The sequence below is a fragment of the Pseudomonas sp. TE36184 genome, from assembly GCF_054060055.1.
The window spans coordinates 4,868,509-4,883,490 of the sequence record NZ_JBSSCU010000001.1; the positions used below are offsets into that span (position 1 = coordinate 4,868,509).

Genomic DNA, 14,982 nt, shown 5'->3' on the forward strand with positions numbered 1-14,982 from the left:
GAAGCGTAGGAGGTTTAGAGGGGAAACGGTTTTTGGCGTCAGAATTTTATCCGGTTCGCGGCAATGCCCTCGGAATCCGCCGCGGCGGACTCCATGGGCAGTATCCGGAATCAGGCAGCTTCTTTGGTTGCGGCGGTGGTCAGGATGGTCAGCAGGGTTTGGGCTTGTTCTGCAGCGTCCCGGCCAAGGCTGGTCAGGTAACCGCCGTCCGGTTGGTCGATCAGTTTTTTCTCGAACAGGCGTTTGGCGGCGGCGATAGCAGTCGGTGCGGCAGTCTGATGGACTTTCAGACCTTCCTGGGAGCTGTCCAGGTTGAAGAGTGCAAGGATTTCCAGTTCGGCAACCAACTCAGGGGTATACGACATAGGGACTCCAGACTTTCTAAGAATTTGTTAGAGGCTAGCAGGCCCTAAGGTGAACGTACTTTGGCGGGCTGTCCAGTGGGAAACTCGCGGCTGTTGATATGGCGCAGTGTTGTGGCGAGGAAGCAGGCTTCCCGGCCACACGGGCGCTCGCTTCAGGCGTTTTCAGGCGGCAACTCGGGCAGTGCGCGCAAGGCGGATTCATACCATTGGGTATCGAAGGCGCGGTCTTCGTCGAGCATCTTGTCGATTTCCACCGCCAGCACATGGGCCATCATGTTCAAAATCACTTCGCGCTCGTAACCCACCAGCGTCAGCTTGTTGAACGTGGCCTTGGCGGCGGGCGGATTGTCGCTTTCGATCTGGTTTTCGATGGCCTGGGTCAGCGTGCTTTCGGTGAACGCTTCTTCGTCGTTGTCGATATCGGTCGGCTCGCTCATGGCAGGCTCCTCAAGAAAAGGGCGCCAGTCTACCCCCATTCAGGCAGGTGATGCTGCTAGCCAGGTTGGTCGGGCGGATCTATAACTCATGCAGCCAACCCCGCACATGGCCTGGAGGCTTTGCGATGCTCAAGCTCTACGGATTTTCGGTCAGCAATTACTACAACATGGTCAAGCTGGCGCTCTTGGAGAAAGGCCTGGCATTCGAAGAGGTGCCTTTTTTTGCCGGGCAAACACCCGCCGCCCTGGCGATCAGTCCGCGGGGCAAGGTGCCGGTGCTGGGTGTCAAACAGGGCTTTATCAACGAAACCAGCGTGATCCTCGAATACATCGAGCAAACCCAGGAGGGCCCCTCGCTGCTGCCGGCCGAACCGTTTCAGCGCGCTCAGGTGCTGACATTGTGCCGGGAAATCGAGCTGTACATCGAGCTGCCCGCCCGTGCGTGTTTCGCCGAAGCGTATTTCGGCATGCCGGTGCCGGAGGCGATCAAGGACAAAGCCCGGGCCGAGTTGCTGCTGGGGGTGGGGACGTTAGGTCGGCACGGCAAGTTCGCGCCTTACGTAGCGGGGGAGAGCTTTACGATTGCCGATCTGTATTTCATGTACAGCCTGAACCTCGCCTGCGGCGTGGCCGAGAAGCTGTTCGGCCTGGACCTGTTGGCTGAATTGCCGACGGCCAAGGCATTGCTGGAGCGTTTGCACGCCATGCCTAACGCCCTGAAGGTGGCGGCGGACAGGGAAGCGGCGATGCCGGCGTTCATGGCGATGGTGGCGGCGAAGAAGTGATCAATGTGGGAGGGAGCAAGCCCCCTCCCACATTTTCGACCTAGCGGCTGGCGAGCAGGACCTGACCGCGCACGACGGCGGCCTTGACCTGGGCCGGCGCGGTACCGCCCACGTGGTTGCGCGCATTCACCGAACCTTCCAGGGTCAGCACGGCAAACACGTCCTGCTCGATCTGGTCGCTGAACTGGCGCAGTTCTTCCAGGCTCATTTCCGCCAGGTCCTTGCCGCTTTCCACGCCGTACTTCACGGCATGGCCGACGATTTCGTGGCAGTCGCGGAACGGCAGGCCACGGCGCACAAGGTAGTCCGCCAGGTCGGTTGCGGTGGAGAACCCACGTAGCGCCGCTTCACGCATGATCGCGTGCTTGGGCTTGATCGCCGGGATCATGTCGGCAAAGGCACGCAGCGAATCGCGCAGGGTGTCGGCGGCGTCGAACAGCGGTTCCTTGTCTTCCTGGTTGTCCTTGTTGTAGGCCAGGGGTTGGCCTTTCATCAGGGTCAGCAGGCCCATCAGCGCGCCGAATACGCGGCCGCTCTTGCCACGTACCAGCTCCGGCACGTCGGGGTTTTTCTTTTGCGGCATGATCGAGCTGCCGGTGCAGAAGCGGTCGGGCAGGTCGATGAACTGGAATTGCGCGCTGGTCCATAGCACCAGTTCTTCGGAGAAGCGCGACAGGTGCATCATCGCGATACTGGCGGCGGCGCAGAATTCGATGGCGAAGTCGCGGTCCGACACGCCGTCCAGGGAGTTGCCGCCCACGGCGTCAAAACCCAGCAGTTGTGCGGTGTACTCGCGGTCGATCGGGTAGGTGGTGCCCGCCAGCGCGGCGCTGCCCAACGGCATGCGGTTGGCGCGCTTGCGGCAGTCCACCAGGCGCTCGTAGTCGCGGCTGAGCATTTCGAACCAGGCCAGCAGGTGGTGGCCGAAGGTTACCGGTTGTGCGGTCTGCAGATGGGTGAAGCCGGGCATGATGGTGTCCGATTCACGCTCGGCCTGTTCCAGCAACCCTTTTTGCAGGCGGGTGATTTCGGCCAGGATCAGGTCGATTTCGTCACGCAGCCACAGGCGGATATCGGTGGCCACCTGGTCGTTACGGCTGCGCCCGGTGTGCAGTTTCTTGCCGGTCACGCCGATGCGATCGGTGAGGCGGGCTTCGATGTTCATGTGCACGTCTTCCAGGTCGACGCGCCAGTCGAACGTGCCGGCTTCGATCTCGCCACGGATGGTGGTCAGGCCGTCGATGATGCTGTCGCGCTCGGCGTCGGTCAGCACGCCGACCTTGGCCAGCATCGTGGCGTGGGCGATCGAGCCCATGATGTCGTGGCGGTACAGGCGCTGGTCGAAGGTGACGGAGGCGGTGAAGCGGGCGACGAAGGCGTCGACGGGTTCACTGAAGCGGCCGCCCCAGGACTGGTTGGTCTTGTCGGTGCTCATGGATTCGCTCGTGATCTGCTTAAAAGAGGCGTGGAGGTGTGCCGACGATAATAACAGGGTTGCCCGTGGAGGCGGTGCTGCGGGTGGTCGGCATTTTATTTGTGCCAAGCATGGCTAAGTGCCTTGCCGCCGACCGCGTCCGGGAAGAGACTGGGCAGAGGTGCTTATTGAAACGATATTTGACGAATGAGCAATGTCGTCTCGGCGAGCGTCTACAGTTGGACTGAGTAGTGTGTGAATGCACCAAAGTCAGGTGATGCGGTCATAACCCTGACTACCATTAAACAAGGGGGGTATTCGGATTGTGTATCAGCAAACCCTACGACGATGCCCAAGGGCGGCAGGTTTTGGGCGCTATTGAACAGGTCCGGATAAATATGAGTGCCACTCTCAGGGCACTTTTTGCCGCTCGCGCTAGTCTTAGCGTGGATCGCTGTGACGCAAGTCACCGCACCTGTCTACGCTATCCTTGTGCGAGACTCACGCAGGAATCCAGCGCAATATGAATGTCCTGATCGTTGATGACGAACCCCAAGCCCGCGAGCGACTGAGCCGTCTGCTCAGCGAACTCGAGGGTTATACAGTCCTTGAACCGAGCGCCAGCACGGGTGAGGAGGCGTTGACGTTGATCGACAGCCTCAAGCCGGATGTGGTGCTGCTCGACATCCGCATGCCGGGCCTGGATGGCCTGCAAGTCGCCGCCCGCCTGAGCGAGCGCGAATCGCCGCCGGCCGTGGTGTTGTGTGCCGCCGAGGAAGAATTCCCTGCCGAAACCCTGGAAGCCAGCGGTGTCAGCTTCCTGGCCAAGCCGGTGACTGCCGAGGTGTTGCTCAAGGCGTTGAAAAAAGCCGAGCGCCCCAATCGCGTCCAGCTCGCCGCCCTGACCCAGCCCGCCGCCCAGAGCGGTAACGGGCCGCGCAGCCATATCAGCGCGCGCACCCGTAAGGGTATCGAACTGATCCCGCTGAGCCAGGTGATCTACTTCATCGCCGATCACAAGTACGTGACCCTGCGTCACGAGTCTGGCGAAGTGCTGCTCGATGAGCCGCTCAAGGCCCTTGAGGATGAATTCGGCGACCGTTTCGTGCGTATCCACCGCAACGCGCTGGTGGCCCGCGAGCGCATCGAGCGCCTGCAACGCACGCCCCTGGGGCACTTTCAGTTGTTCCTGAAAGGGCTTAACGGCGATGCTTTGATCGTCAGCCGCCGCCATGTCGCCGGCGTGCGCAAGATGATGCAGCAGCTTTAGTCCAAGGGCTGCAGCGCGCTTTATCGTCGTGATCCCGGTGCGCTGTGGCCAGGGAGGCCCCGCACTTGCTGATTCAAATCAAAGCGAATTTGCCTGAGCTGTTATTATCTGCCGTATCTATTCAGTACGGATTGATCCATGTCCTCTCGCGAAATCCGCATCGCCACCCGTAAAAGCGCCCTGGCCTTGTGGCAGGCCGAATACGTCAAAGCACGTCTCGAGCAGGCCCACCCTGGGCTCCAGGTATCCCTGGTGCCCATGGTCAGTCGCGGCGACAAGCTGCTCGACTCGCCGCTGTCGAAGATCGGCGGCAAGGGTTTGTTCGTCAAGGAACTGGAAACCGCGCTGCTGGAAAACGAAGCCGACATCGCCGTGCATTCGATGAAAGACGTGCCCATGGACTTCCCCGAAGGCCTGGGCCTGTTTTGCATCTGCGAGCGCGAAGACCCGCGCGATGCCTTTGTGTCCAATACCTACGCGTCCCTGGATGAGCTGCCGTTGGGCAGCATCGTCGGCACTTCCAGCCTGCGTCGTCAGGCCCAGTTGCTGACGCGTCGCCCGGATCTGCAGATCCGCTTCCTGCGCGGCAACGTCAACACGCGTCTGGCCAAGCTCGATGCCGGTGAATATGACGCGATCATCCTCGCGGCGGCCGGTTTGATCCGGCTCGGCTTCGAGGACCGCATCACCTCGGTCATCAGCGTCGAAGACAGCTTGCCTGCCGGCGGGCAGGGCGCAGTGGGCATCGAATGTCGCACCGCCGACAGTGAAATCCACGCCTTGCTCAAACCGCTCGACCACCACGACACCGACGTCCGTGTCACCGCCGAACGCGCCCTGAACAAACACCTCAATGGTGGCTGCCAGGTGCCGATCGCCTGCTACGCCGTGCTCGAAGGCGAAAACCTGTGGTTGCGTGGCCTGGTGGGCGACCCGGAAGGCGGCAACTTGATCACCGCGCAAGTGCGCGGGCCGCAGCGTGATGCGACGGCGCTGGGGATCCAGGTCGCCGAAGAGCTGCTGGACCAGGGCGCCGGTGCCATCCTGCAAAAAGTCTACGGCGAGGCCGGCCCGCAGTGACCGATTGGCGTGTGCTGCTGACGCGGCCTGCCGAGGAGTCTGCGCTGTTGGCGGCGTCGTTGTCCGATGTCGGGATTTTCAGCAGCAGCCTGCCGTTGCTGCAGATCGAAGCCTTGCCGGTCACGCCTGAGCAGCAGGCGGTCTGGGCTGACCTGGGCCGCTATTGCGCGGTAATTGTGGTCAGCAAACCGGCGGCGCGCCTTGGCGTGCAACGCCTGGAGCGACACTGGCCGCGGTTGCCGTGGTTCAGCGTGGGTGCCGCCACCGCCCAGGTACTGGCCGATCAGGGCCTGGACGTTCATTATCCGCCCAGCGGCGACGACAGCGAGGCCTTGCTGGCCTTGCCCGCCTTGCGCGAGGCCATTGCGCGCACCGATGCGCGGGTGCTGATCCTGCGCGGCGAGGGCGGGCGAGAGCTGCTGGCGGAGCGTTTGCGCGAGCAAGGTGCTAGTGTCGACTATCTGGAGTTGTATCGCCGTTTCCTTCCGGCCTACGACCCGGGTGTACTGATGCAGCGCATCCAGTTGGAACGCTTGAACGGCCTGGTGGTCAGCAGTGGGCAGGGTTTTTTGCACCTGCAGGCCCTGGCCGGTTCGGATTGGCCACAGGTGGCCCGGCTGCCGTTGTTCGTGCCCAGCCCGCGAGTCTATGAGATGGCGCGGGCGGCTGGCGCAGAAAAAGTTGTGGATTGTCGCGGCGCGAGTGCCGCGGCTTTGTTAGTGGCGTTACGGAGCCATTCCGTTCCCACTCTCTGATACGCAAAGGATGGATACGTGAGCGAAACAGCCTTGCCTAAAGATGAAGCTCAGCCCGCGCTCGATGCGCCGGGCCAGACACCGGTCACTGCGCCGCGCCGTGGCAATGGCCTGGCAATCGTCGCCTTGCTGCTGGGTGCTGCGGGCGTTGCCGCCGGCGGGTGGGGGATCTGGCAGGTCCGCACCCTGCAAGCCAGCAACCAGCAACAGCTGAGCCAGGTAAAGAGCCTCGACGACCAGTCCCAGACCCTCAAGCAAAGCCAGCAACAGTTGGCTGCACGCCTGGCGCAATTGCCGGGCGCGGACGAGCTGGAGGAGCGCCGCCGCTTGCTGGCCCAGTTGCAGGGCGACCAGCAGCGTTTGGGCCAGCGCCTGGAAACCGTGCTCGGGGCCAGCCGCAAGGACTGGCGCCTGGCAGAAGCCGAACACTTGATTCGTCTGGCGAGCCTGCGCTTGTCTGCCCTGCAGGACATCAACAGTGCGCAGTCGCTGGTCCAGGGCGCCGACGAGATTCTTCGCGAGCAGAGCGATCCGGGTTCCTACGCCGCGCGCGAGCAATTGGCCAAGAGCCTTGCCGCGTTGCGCAGTACCGAACAACCGGACCGTACCGGGCTCTACCTGCAATTGGCGGCCTTGCGCGATCAAGTCGTGCAACTGGCGGCGATTGCGCCGGAGTACCAGCTTCAGGAGCCGACATCCCATGGGCGTCCGACCACCGATACGGAAAACCGCTTGAGCCAATGGTGGGAGCAGCTCTCGCGTTACTTCCGCATCGACTTCAACCCCGATGACAACATTCGCCCACTGCTCGCCGGCCAAGGCCTGAACCAGGTTCGCCTGGCCCTGAGCCTGGCCCTCGAGCAGGCGCAATGGGCTGCGCTCAATGGCGAGGCGGCGGTGTACAGCCGTTCGCTGGGTGAAGCGCGCAGCGTGTTGCAGGACAACTTCAACCAGGACAACCCGCAGAGCAAAGCGATGCTCGCGCGTATCGCCGAGCTTGAGCCCAAGGCCGTCTCGGTCGTGACTCCGGACCTGGCCGCCAGCCTGGCCGCCGTGCAGGCATACCTTGAACGTCGTCACTTGCCTGCCGAAGAAGCCAAAGCTTCGGCCGGCACGCCGGCGAGCCAGGAGTAGAGCCGATGAAGCGTTTCTATGTGATCCTGGTGCTGGCGATCGCGGTCGCCCTGGCGCTGGCCGTGGGCATTTCGAAACACACCGGCTACGTGTTGATTACCTATCCCCATCTGCTGCATTACGAGTCGAGCCTGTGGGCTACCCTGGTGGCGGTATTTGTCATCGGCCTGGCGATCTACCTGATTCGTGTGCTGTTGAGCCTGTTGAGCACCTCGGGCGGCGTGGTCAACCCATGGTCGCGGCGTAACCGCAGCCGTCGCGTGCAGATCGCGATCGAGCACGGCCAGATGGACCTCGCCGAAGGCCGCTGGGCCAGTGCCGAACGTCACCTGCATCGTGCCGCCGAAGCCGAACGCCAGCCGCTGCTGTATTACCTTGGCGCGGCCCGGGCGGCAAACGAGCAAGGGCGATATGAAGAGTGCGACGGCCTGCTGGAGCGCGCCCTCGAGCGACAGCCCCAGGCCGAACTGGCGATTGCCTTGAGCCATGCGCAATTGCAGACGGACCGTGGCGACACCGACGGCGCGCTGACCACCTTGCAGGCCATGCACGAGCGTCATCCGCATAACGCCCAGGTGCTGCGCCAGTTGCAACGCTTGCATCAGCAGCGGGGCGATTGGTCGTCGGTGATTCGTCTGTTGCCTGAGCTGCGCAAGGACAAAGTATTGCCGGCCGGCGAATTGGCCGAACTGGAGCGCCGCGCCTGGGGTGAAAACCTGAGCCTGGCCGCCCAGCGTGAAGAGCAGGGCGAAGCGGGGTTGCAGGCGCTTGAGCGCGCCTGGCAGCAACTGACGTCCGCCCAGCGCCAGGAGCCGCCGTTGGTGCTGGCCTACGCCGAGCAACTGCGCCAGCTGGGCGCCGATGCCAAGGCCGAAGAGGTGCTGCGCGGCGCGCTCAAGCGTGCGTATGACAGCCACCTGATCCGCCTGTATGGCCTGTTGCGCGGCAGTGACCCGGCCCGTCAGTTGAAGTTTGCCGAAGGCTGGCTCAAGGATCATCCCGGTGATGCCAGCTTGCTGTTGACCCTCGGGCGCCTGTGCCTGCAAAACAGTCTGTGGGGCAAGGCGCGGGACTATCTGGAAAGCAGCCTGCAGGTGCAGCGTAACCCCGAGGCGTGTGCCGAACTGGCACGCCTGCTGGCCCAGTTGGGTGACACCGAGCGCAGCAACCAGCTGTTCCAGGAAGGCCTGGGCCTGCTGGACAACCGTCTGCTCGCCTCACCGTTGCCCGCGCCGGTGCGGGGTTGAAGCAGGAACAGGTACGAGGGTTGGCTCGGATGCATCCGACAGCCAACCCTTGGGTTCTGTGTAAAGACTCGATTTAACTGGGTTCGTAATACATTCCTACGTTGCGTCAGGTTATGTCCTCCAAGCTCTGGCGGGATGTCCCTACGTTTTAACGGAATCGTCTGCTCTAACGCGTATTGAAAGGGGTCAGGCCTTTCCTCTACCGTAACGGCCTATCTCTCGCGGTACGGATAAACAATGTCTTTGGCCCCCTCACGCTCCTTGTTTTTCCTGGCGTTCATGGCCGGTGCGCTGACGTTGGGTGCGTCTTTCTACCTGGAATATGGCGCGCTGCTGCGGCCCTGCTTTCTGTGCCAGGTTCAGCGGCTATTCCTCGCCACCTTTACGTTGATCAACCTGGTCGCGGCTGTTCATAACCCCAAGCGCTACGGCATCTATGGGTACGGGTTGGTGAGCATGGGCTGTGCCACGCTAGGCGCAATTACCGCGGTGCGCCAGGTGTTGCTGCAGAACACTGCGTCTGATCAGGCTGGCGATTGTTGGCCCAGTTTGCAGTACATGCTCGAAAACCTGTCGTTCTCGCAGGCGCTGCGCTCGATCTTCAACGGTACCGTCGACTGCGTGGAAATCACCTGGACCCTGTTCGATTTGAGCCTCCCGGAGTGGAGTCTGTTGTTTTTCGTGGCGATGTTGATCCTGGGTTTCATGCAGTTTTCACGGCTGATATTCAGCCAACGCTTGCGCCTGTCGACACGCTGAAAAGTGGTCGCAAGTTGTAGGACGGGATTAAACACTTGTATGAACTTTCTCTCCTGCGTACCTTGAAGCCATAGTCATGCGGGCATAATCTGGCCCGCATGCGTTATTGAAACCGTTGTCAGATGCGGCTTTGTCCGGCTGCCGCTTTATCTTTGAAGTATTGCGCGGGCACACAGCGGCAGCGCCCCCTATAGGGAAGAGAGATCATCATGCTGGAAAGTTGTCAGAATGCTCAGGAACGCTGGGGTGGGGTGCACAAGCTGATCGACAGCTGGTTGAAGGCACGCCACGAACTGGTTCGGGCGTTTGATGCTCTCGGCGAGAAGCCCGAAGCATTAGCGATGAATCGCAAGCCGCTGCAGGCGTTTTGCGGTGTCTTGGTGGACTACGTGTCTGCCGGTCATTTCGGCGTCTACGAACAGTTGACCAAGGAGGCGGAAGCCTTCGACGATCAGCGTGGTCTTGAATTGGCCGAGACCCTCTACCCACGCATCGATGTGATCACCGAGAAGCTGCTGGCGTTCAATGACCTGTGTGATGCCGGCAAGTGTGTTGCCGAGAAATTCAAAGAGCTGGGCGGCCTGCTCCATGAGCGTTTCGAGTTGGAGGATTGCCTGATCGAAGTGCTGCACAATGCTCACCGGGATGTGGCTGTCGCCCCGGCCTGACCGTTGCTGATGAGATAAAAAAACGGTGCGTATGACGCGCCGTTTTTTATTGGATCAATGCCGGGTGCCGAGCAATTCGATCTCGAATACCAGAGGCGTGTAAGGCGGGATCAACGTGCCAGCACCGTCGGCGCCATAGGCCTGCGCCGATGGAATCACCAGGCGCCACTTCGCGCCCACCGGCATCTGTTGCAGCGCACTGCTCCAGCCGCTGATCACACTGTCCAGACGAAACCATTGCGCCTGGGTGCTTTGATCGAACACCGTCCCATCGGGCAATCGCCCCACGTATTTCACCTGAACCTCATCACTGGCCAACGGCTTGTTGCCGCTGCCGGGCGTGAGTTCCGTGAGCAGAACGCCATCGGCCAATTCGCGCACGCCGCTCGCGGCTTTTTCCTGGGTCAAAAACTGCTGTTCGGCCGTCAGTGCTTTTTCACTTTGCGGTACCTGAGCATCGGCTTCGTCCTGCGCTTCATGCTGCGCCAGGAGTTGTTCGATGCGCGCGTTATCCAGTGCCAGCGGTTTACCTTGATAGGCTTGCTTGAGACCCTCGATCAACGCCTGGATCTGCAGGTCGGGGACTTCCTGGCGCAGCCGCTCACCGAGGCTGGCGCCCAGGCTGTACGCGAGGTCGTGCGCGTCCGGGGCAGTGGTTTTGGATGACGCTGGCTCGCTTGCATTGGCCACGGAAATCGCCAAACCAAGCGCAAGAAAAAGGTAACGCGACATGGGTCTTCTCCAGCCGAAAGTGCGACGGATTATGCCAGTGTGAGAGGGTAAAAAGTGGCGTGGTTTTTCGTTATATCGATAAGATTTTTCGCACGGTGCAACGCAAGGCAAACGATACTGTCAACATGCCCTAGCGGCGGTAAGAGCAGAGGGCTAGTATGAGCCGCACCCACGTCAGCCAGGAGGTAAACCATGTCGGCCAAACAGAAGCCTGTAAATACCCCGTTGCACTTACTCCAACAACTCTCGGGCAGTCTGCTCGAACATTTGGAAAGCGCGTGTTCCCAAGCCTTGGCTGATGCAGAAAAACTGCTCGCCAAGTTGGAAAAGCAACGCGGTAAAGCGCAAGAAAAACTGCATAAGTCCCGCACCAAATTGCAAGACGCCGCCACTGCCGGCAAAGCCAAGGCTCAAGCCAAAGCCAAAGACGCAGTCAAAGAACTTGAGGACCTGCTGGACGCCCTCAAGGATCGCCAAGCCGAAACCCGCACCTACATTTCCCAACTCAAAAAAGATGCTCAAGAAAGCCTGAAACTGGCCCAGGGCGTTGGTCGTGTGAAGGAAGCTGTATCGAAAGTGCTGGGCGCTCGTACACCGGCAAAAGCCGTTGCCGCCAAAGCGCCGGCTAAGGCCGCCGCCAAGCCAGCTGCCAAGACTGTTGCTGCAAAACCAGCTGCCAAGCCAGTTGCCAAGACCGCTGCTGCAAAACCGGCCGCCAAGCCAGCTGCCAAAACGGCTGCTGCAAAACCAGCCGCCAAGCCAGTGGCTAAAGCCGTTGTTGCCAAACCAGCCGCCAAGCCAGCCGCTAAAGCCGCTGCTGTAAAACCGGCTGCCAAGCCAGCTGCCAAAACGGCCGCTGCCAAACCAGCCGCCAAGCCAGTGGCTAAAGCCGCTGCTGCAAAACCGGCCGCCAAGCCAGTTGCCAAAACTGCTGCTGCAAAACCAGCTGCCAAGCCAGTGGCTAAAGCCGCTGCTGCCAAACCAGCTGCCAAGCCAGTGGTTAAAGCCGCTGCTGCCAAACCAGCTGCCAAGCCAGTGGTTAAAGCCGCTGCTGCCAAACCAGCTGCCAAGCCAGTGGTTAAAGCCGCTGCTGCAAAACCAGCCGCCAAGCCAGTGGCTAAAGCTGCTGCTGCAAAACCAGCACCGGCCAAGCCAGCCACCCCGGCAGCATCGGTTGCTACCCCAGCAGCGCCAAGCGCATCGACCAGCACCCCTGCGTCGGTCGCGCCAAGCAACAGCACTCCAACCAGCGCTTCCTAAGTGCCGGTGACTGCGACGCGCAGCTGCTGCAGCGCGTCGTGGTCAAGGTTGGCGGCTCCCTCAGCCGCCAGGCCTTCCAACCATCGTTGACCCATCGCCTCGCCTGTCAGCCATGTCGTTGCCAGCGCTTCCAGGCGCGCCAGCAACTCGCGTTCCGCGTCCAGCTCCAGGGCTTTGACCCGCTCCCGTAACGCCGCCAAGGGCGCATCCTGCTGCGCCACGGCCCGCCATTGCCGGCGTACCTGTCGCAACGGTTCAACCACCTGCGATTGCCAGGGCTCGGCGATTTGCCTCAGCGCCAGCGCGCGTTCACGCGTCAGCGCCACGCCCCGCTGTTCCAGCCACGCCCCGCAGAGCAACAGGCACACATCCGCGCCTTGTTCCTGCACGCGCAGGCACGCAGCCTCGACGCCCGGGCGGGCGTAAGTCGAGAGGGCAAAGCTCCATAGGTCAGCGCACATATTCACACCCAAGCCAGCGGCCAACGAAGCTGGTAGACTCCGCCGCCATTATGATCCGACTTCAAAGCCTAACATTACAGCGTGGCCCGCAACGTCTTCTCGAAGACGCCGAGCTGACCCTGCACGCCGGTCACAAAGCCGGCCTGATCGGTGCCAATGGCGCCGGCAAATCCACGTTGTTCGCCCTGTTGCTGGGTGAGTTGACCCCGGACTCCGGGGACTGCTTGCTGCCGGCCGACTGGCGCATCGCCCATATGCGCCAGGAGATCGACACCCTGGACCGCATCGCGATCGACTACGTGCTCGATGGCGACCTGCGTCTGCGCCAGGTGCAACACGACCTGGCCGCGGCCGAGAAAGCCCAGGACGGCGCCGCTCAAGCCCGCCTGCACGCGGAACTGGACAGCGCCGACGGCTACACCGCCGACGCCCGTGCGCGCAAGATGCTCGCCGGCCTTGGCTTTACCAACGAACAGATGGACCGCCCGGTCGCCGACTTCTCTGGCGGCTGGCGCATGCGCCTGAACCTGGCCCAGGCACTGATGTGCCCCTCGGACCTGTTACTGCTCGACGAACCGACCAACCACTTGGACCTCGATGCGATCCTGTGGCTGGAGGATTTCCTCAAGAGCTACCAGGGCACCTTGCTGCTGATTTCCCACGACCGGGATTTCCTCGACGCCGTGGTCGACAACATCGCTCACGTCGAACAGAAGAAAATCACCCTCTACCGTGGCGGCTACACCGCGTTCGAACGCGCCCGCGCCGAACGCCTGGCCCAGCAACAGCAGGCGTTCGAGAAGCAGCAGGCGCAGCGCGCGCACATGGAAAGCTACATCGCCCGGTTCAAGGCCCAGGCCACCAAGGCCCGGCAGGCCCAGAGCCGGATCAAGGCGCTGGAGCGCATGGAAGAACTGTCGGCGGCCCACGTCGATTCGCCTTTCGATTTCGTGTTCCGCGAGTCGGTGAAGATCTCCAGCCCGTTGCTCGACCTGTCCGATGCCCGCCTGGGCTATGGCGAGAAAACCATCCTCGAGAAGGTCAAGCTGCAACTCACGCCGGGTGCGCGCATTGGCCTGCTCGGGCCGAACGGCGCGGGCAAGTCGACGCTGATCAAGAACCTGTCGGGCGAGCTGCAACCCCTGGCCGGGCGCCTGACCCGTGGCGAGAACCTGGTGGTCGGCTACTTCGCCCAGCATCAGTTGGACTCCCTGGACGCCAAGGCCAGCCCGTTGCTGCACCTGCAGCGCCTGGCGCCGACCGAACGCGAGCAGCCCCTGCGCGACTTCCTCGGCGGCTTCGACTTCCGTGGTGCGCGCATCGATGAGCCGGTGCTGAATTTCTCCGGCGGCGAAAAAGCCCGCCTGGCCCTGGCGTTGATCGCCTGGGACCGGCCGAACCTGTTGCTGCTCGACGAACCGACCAACCACCTCGACCTGGAAATGCGCCTGGCGCTGACCATGGCCTTGCAGGAGTTCAGCGGTGCGGTACTGGTGGTTTCTCACGATCGCCACTTGCTCAAGAGCACCACCGACAACTTCCTGCTGGTGGCCGACGGCAAAGTCGAAGAGTTCGACGGCGACCTCGACGACTACGCGCGCTGGCTGACGGAATACCGCCTGCGCAACGCGCCGACCAGCAACACCCCGGTCAACCCGGACAAAACCGACAAGAAGGCCCAGCGCCAGGCCGCCGCCGCCCTGCGCCAGCAGTTGGCGCCGCACAAGCGCGAAGCCGACAAGTTGGAAGCGGAGTTGGGCAAGGTCCACGAGCGCCTGGCCAAGATCGAAACCAGCCTGGGCGACAGTGCCGTGTACGAAGCCGCGCGCAAGGATGAACTGCGCGATCTGCTGGCCGAGCAGGCCAAGCTCAAGGTCCGTGAAGGGCAGTTGGAGGAAAGCTGGATGGAAGCCCTCGAACTGCTCGAAAGCCTGCAAGCGGAGCTGGAGGCGCTGTCCTGATGGACGCGCTGCAACTGCCGCTGCCGGCGCAATGGGTCGCCCCCGTGTGGATCGGCGTGCAAATCCTGCTGATCCTGCTGGCCGGCTACCTGACACAGCGGTTTGTCGCCAAAGGCCTGACCCGCCTCGGCGAGCACTACCCCTTCCCGCCGCAGCTGTTGATGCCGCTGCGTGGCGGCTTGCGCTGGCTGATCATGGGCAGTGCGCTGATCTTCGTGCTGGAGCGCCTGGGCGTGTCCGCCACGGTGTTGTGGACCGCGTTGTCGGGGTTTGTCGCGGTGGCGGCGGTGGCGTTTTTCGCCATGTGGTCGGTGTTGTCCAACCTGTTGTGCGCGATCCTGATCTTCACCGTCGGGCCGTTCCGCCTCGGTGATGTGGTCGAGCTGGTGGACACCGTCGACAAGCCCGGCGTCAAAGGCCGGGTAGTGGCGATCAACCTGCTTTACACCACGCTGATCGAAGTGGAAGAGGCGGGGACCGGCGGCGTGACGGTGCAGGTGCCCAATAGCCTGTTCTTCCAACGCTCGGTGCGCCGCTGGCGCGACAGTGCTGTCCTCCCGGGCCAGCGCTAGCGTTCACATCTTGCAAAAAACTATAGCCAGCCTTCGGTCGGCAGCGTTAGCTTAAGGCACAACCGCAAACTCGCTGCTGAGG

At 62.2% G+C, this 14,982-nt stretch carries 16 protein-coding genes; 11 read left to right on the forward strand and 5 right to left on the reverse strand.

All coding sequences use genetic code 11. The features are described from left to right. Nucleotides 1–110: 110 nt before the first annotated feature. Nucleotides 111–365 (reverse strand): TIGR02647 family protein, encoded by a 255-nt coding sequence (locus tag ACVWZP_RS21795; RefSeq protein ID WP_017845165.1) that lies wholly within the window; start codon nucleotides 363–365, stop codon nucleotides 111–113. A 152-nt stretch (nucleotides 366–517) separates the two neighbouring features. Then, a complete protein-coding gene (locus ACVWZP_RS21800) occupies nucleotides 518–802 on the reverse strand; it encodes a hypothetical protein (protein ID WP_108524820.1) in 285 nt (94 codons plus the stop codon). A gap of 125 nt (nucleotides 803–927) precedes the next feature. Between ACVWZP_RS21800 and ACVWZP_RS21805 the strand changes: the two genes are divergently transcribed. Then, a complete protein-coding gene (locus ACVWZP_RS21805) occupies nucleotides 928–1,587 on the forward strand; it encodes a glutathione S-transferase family protein (RefSeq protein ID WP_046381668.1) in 660 nt (219 codons plus the stop codon). Between the two features lie 40 nt (nucleotides 1,588–1,627). Here the strand turns inward: ACVWZP_RS21805 and argH are convergent, their stop codons facing one another. Beyond that, nucleotides 1,628–3,022 (reverse strand): argininosuccinate lyase, encoded by a 1,395-nt coding sequence (gene argH / locus ACVWZP_RS21810; protein WP_046381669.1) that lies wholly within the window; start codon nucleotides 3,020–3,022, stop codon nucleotides 1,628–1,630. Between the two features lie 502 nt (nucleotides 3,023–3,524). Between argH and ACVWZP_RS21815 the strand changes: the two genes are divergently transcribed. From ACVWZP_RS21815 to ACVWZP_RS21845, 7 genes are all read left to right on the forward strand, one after another. Continuing rightward, complete coding sequence (locus ACVWZP_RS21815; RefSeq protein WP_046381670.1) at nucleotides 3,525–4,271, forward strand: LytR/AlgR family response regulator transcription factor; 747 nt, start codon at nucleotides 3,525–3,527, stop codon at nucleotides 4,269–4,271. Between the two features lie 138 nt (nucleotides 4,272–4,409). Beyond that, on the forward strand, nucleotides 4,410–5,351 hold the full coding sequence (gene hemC, locus ACVWZP_RS21820) for a hydroxymethylbilane synthase (protein WP_017845160.1): 942 nt from the start codon (nucleotides 4,410–4,412) through the stop codon (nucleotides 5,349–5,351). Continuing rightward, nucleotides 5,348–6,106, forward strand: coding sequence for a uroporphyrinogen-III synthase (locus ACVWZP_RS21825; RefSeq protein WP_457370151.1), 759 nt, complete (start codon nucleotides 5,348–5,350; stop codon nucleotides 6,104–6,106). Before hemC ends, ACVWZP_RS21825 begins: the two co-directional genes overlap by 4 nt. 18 nt (nucleotides 6,107–6,124) lie before the next feature. Next, nucleotides 6,125–7,240, forward strand: coding sequence for a uroporphyrinogen-III C-methyltransferase (locus ACVWZP_RS21830; RefSeq protein WP_046381672.1), 1,116 nt, complete (start codon nucleotides 6,125–6,127; stop codon nucleotides 7,238–7,240). A gap of 5 nt (nucleotides 7,241–7,245) precedes the next feature. Next, entirely contained in the window at nucleotides 7,246–8,487 is a 1,242-nt protein-coding gene (locus ACVWZP_RS21835) for a heme biosynthesis protein HemY (RefSeq protein ID WP_017845157.1), read from the forward strand. Nucleotides 8,488–8,724: 237 nt separating this feature from the next. After that, nucleotides 8,725–9,246, forward strand: a complete 522-nt coding sequence (locus ACVWZP_RS21840; protein ID WP_457370152.1) for a disulfide bond formation protein B — start codon at nucleotides 8,725–8,727, stop codon at nucleotides 9,244–9,246. A 209-nt stretch (nucleotides 9,247–9,455) separates the two neighbouring features. After that, nucleotides 9,456–9,914 carry an Rsd/AlgQ family anti-sigma factor gene (locus ACVWZP_RS21845; protein ID WP_017845155.1) on the forward strand — a complete coding sequence of 153 codons (459 nt, stop codon included), beginning with the start codon at nucleotides 9,456–9,458 and terminating at the stop codon, nucleotides 9,912–9,914. Between the two features lie 54 nt (nucleotides 9,915–9,968). Here the strand turns inward: ACVWZP_RS21845 and ACVWZP_RS21850 are convergent, their stop codons facing one another. Further along, entirely contained in the window at nucleotides 9,969–10,646 is a 678-nt protein-coding gene (locus ACVWZP_RS21850) for an FKBP-type peptidyl-prolyl cis-trans isomerase (protein ID WP_046381674.1), read from the reverse strand. Nucleotides 10,647–10,838: 192 nt separating this feature from the next. Here ACVWZP_RS21850 and ACVWZP_RS21855 point away from each other — a divergent pair, with 192 nt between their 5' ends. After that, a complete protein-coding gene (locus tag ACVWZP_RS21855) occupies nucleotides 10,839–11,906 on the forward strand; it encodes an AlgP family protein (RefSeq protein WP_457370153.1) in 1,068 nt (355 codons plus the stop codon). On the opposite strand, the gene ACVWZP_RS21860 is transcribed toward ACVWZP_RS21855, so the two are convergent. Next, the gene (locus ACVWZP_RS21860; RefSeq protein WP_079444914.1) at nucleotides 11,903–12,367 is read right to left on the reverse strand and encodes a TIGR02444 family protein; all 465 of its coding nucleotides are present in this window, start codon (nucleotides 12,365–12,367) and stop codon (nucleotides 11,903–11,905) included. The genes ACVWZP_RS21855 and ACVWZP_RS21860 overlap by 4 nt on opposite strands. Before the next feature lie 50 nt (nucleotides 12,368–12,417). Between ACVWZP_RS21860 and ACVWZP_RS21865 the strand changes: the two genes are divergently transcribed. Beyond that, nucleotides 12,418–14,328 (forward strand): ATP-binding cassette domain-containing protein, encoded by a 1,911-nt coding sequence (locus tag ACVWZP_RS21865; RefSeq protein WP_017845151.1) that lies wholly within the window; start codon nucleotides 12,418–12,420, stop codon nucleotides 14,326–14,328. Then, nucleotides 14,328–14,900, forward strand: a complete 573-nt coding sequence (locus tag ACVWZP_RS21870; protein WP_046381676.1) for a mechanosensitive ion channel family protein — start codon at nucleotides 14,328–14,330, stop codon at nucleotides 14,898–14,900. The genes ACVWZP_RS21865 and ACVWZP_RS21870 overlap by 1 nt, the downstream gene beginning before the upstream one ends. The last annotated feature ends 82 nt before the right edge of the window (nucleotides 14,901–14,982 follow it).

Excerpts from the sequence above, each read along its gene's own strand:
- ACVWZP_RS21795 (WP_017845165.1), bottom strand. The coding sequence starts at position 365 with ATGTCGTATACCCCTGAGTTGGTTGCCGAACTGGAAATCCTTGCACTC.
- ACVWZP_RS21800 (WP_108524820.1), bottom strand. The coding sequence starts at position 802 with ATGAGCGAGCCGACCGATATCGACAACGACGAAGAAGCGTTCACCGAA.
- ACVWZP_RS21805 (WP_046381668.1), top strand. The coding sequence starts at position 928 with ATGCTCAAGCTCTACGGATTTTCGGTCAGCAATTACTACAACATGGTC.
- argH (WP_046381669.1), bottom strand. The coding sequence starts at position 3,022 with ATGAGCACCGACAAGACCAACCAGTCCTGGGGCGGCCGCTTCAGTGAA.
- ACVWZP_RS21815 (WP_046381670.1), top strand. The coding sequence starts at position 3,525 with ATGAATGTCCTGATCGTTGATGACGAACCCCAAGCCCGCGAGCGACTG.
- hemC (WP_017845160.1), top strand. The coding sequence starts at position 4,410 with ATGTCCTCTCGCGAAATCCGCATCGCCACCCGTAAAAGCGCCCTGGCC.
- ACVWZP_RS21835 (WP_017845157.1), top strand. The coding sequence starts at position 7,246 with ATGAAGCGTTTCTATGTGATCCTGGTGCTGGCGATCGCGGTCGCCCTG.
- ACVWZP_RS21840 (WP_457370152.1), top strand. The coding sequence starts at position 8,725 with ATGTCTTTGGCCCCCTCACGCTCCTTGTTTTTCCTGGCGTTCATGGCC.
- ACVWZP_RS21845 (WP_017845155.1), top strand. The coding sequence starts at position 9,456 with ATGCTGGAAAGTTGTCAGAATGCTCAGGAACGCTGGGGTGGGGTGCAC.
- ACVWZP_RS21850 (WP_046381674.1), bottom strand. The coding sequence starts at position 10,646 with ATGTCGCGTTACCTTTTTCTTGCGCTTGGTTTGGCGATTTCCGTGGCC.
- ACVWZP_RS21855 (WP_457370153.1), top strand. The coding sequence starts at position 10,839 with ATGTCGGCCAAACAGAAGCCTGTAAATACCCCGTTGCACTTACTCCAA.
- ACVWZP_RS21860 (WP_079444914.1), bottom strand. The coding sequence starts at position 12,367 with ATGTGCGCTGACCTATGGAGCTTTGCCCTCTCGACTTACGCCCGCCCG.
- ACVWZP_RS21865 (WP_017845151.1), top strand. The coding sequence starts at position 12,418 with ATGATCCGACTTCAAAGCCTAACATTACAGCGTGGCCCGCAACGTCTT.
- ACVWZP_RS21870 (WP_046381676.1), top strand. The coding sequence starts at position 14,328 with ATGGACGCGCTGCAACTGCCGCTGCCGGCGCAATGGGTCGCCCCCGTG.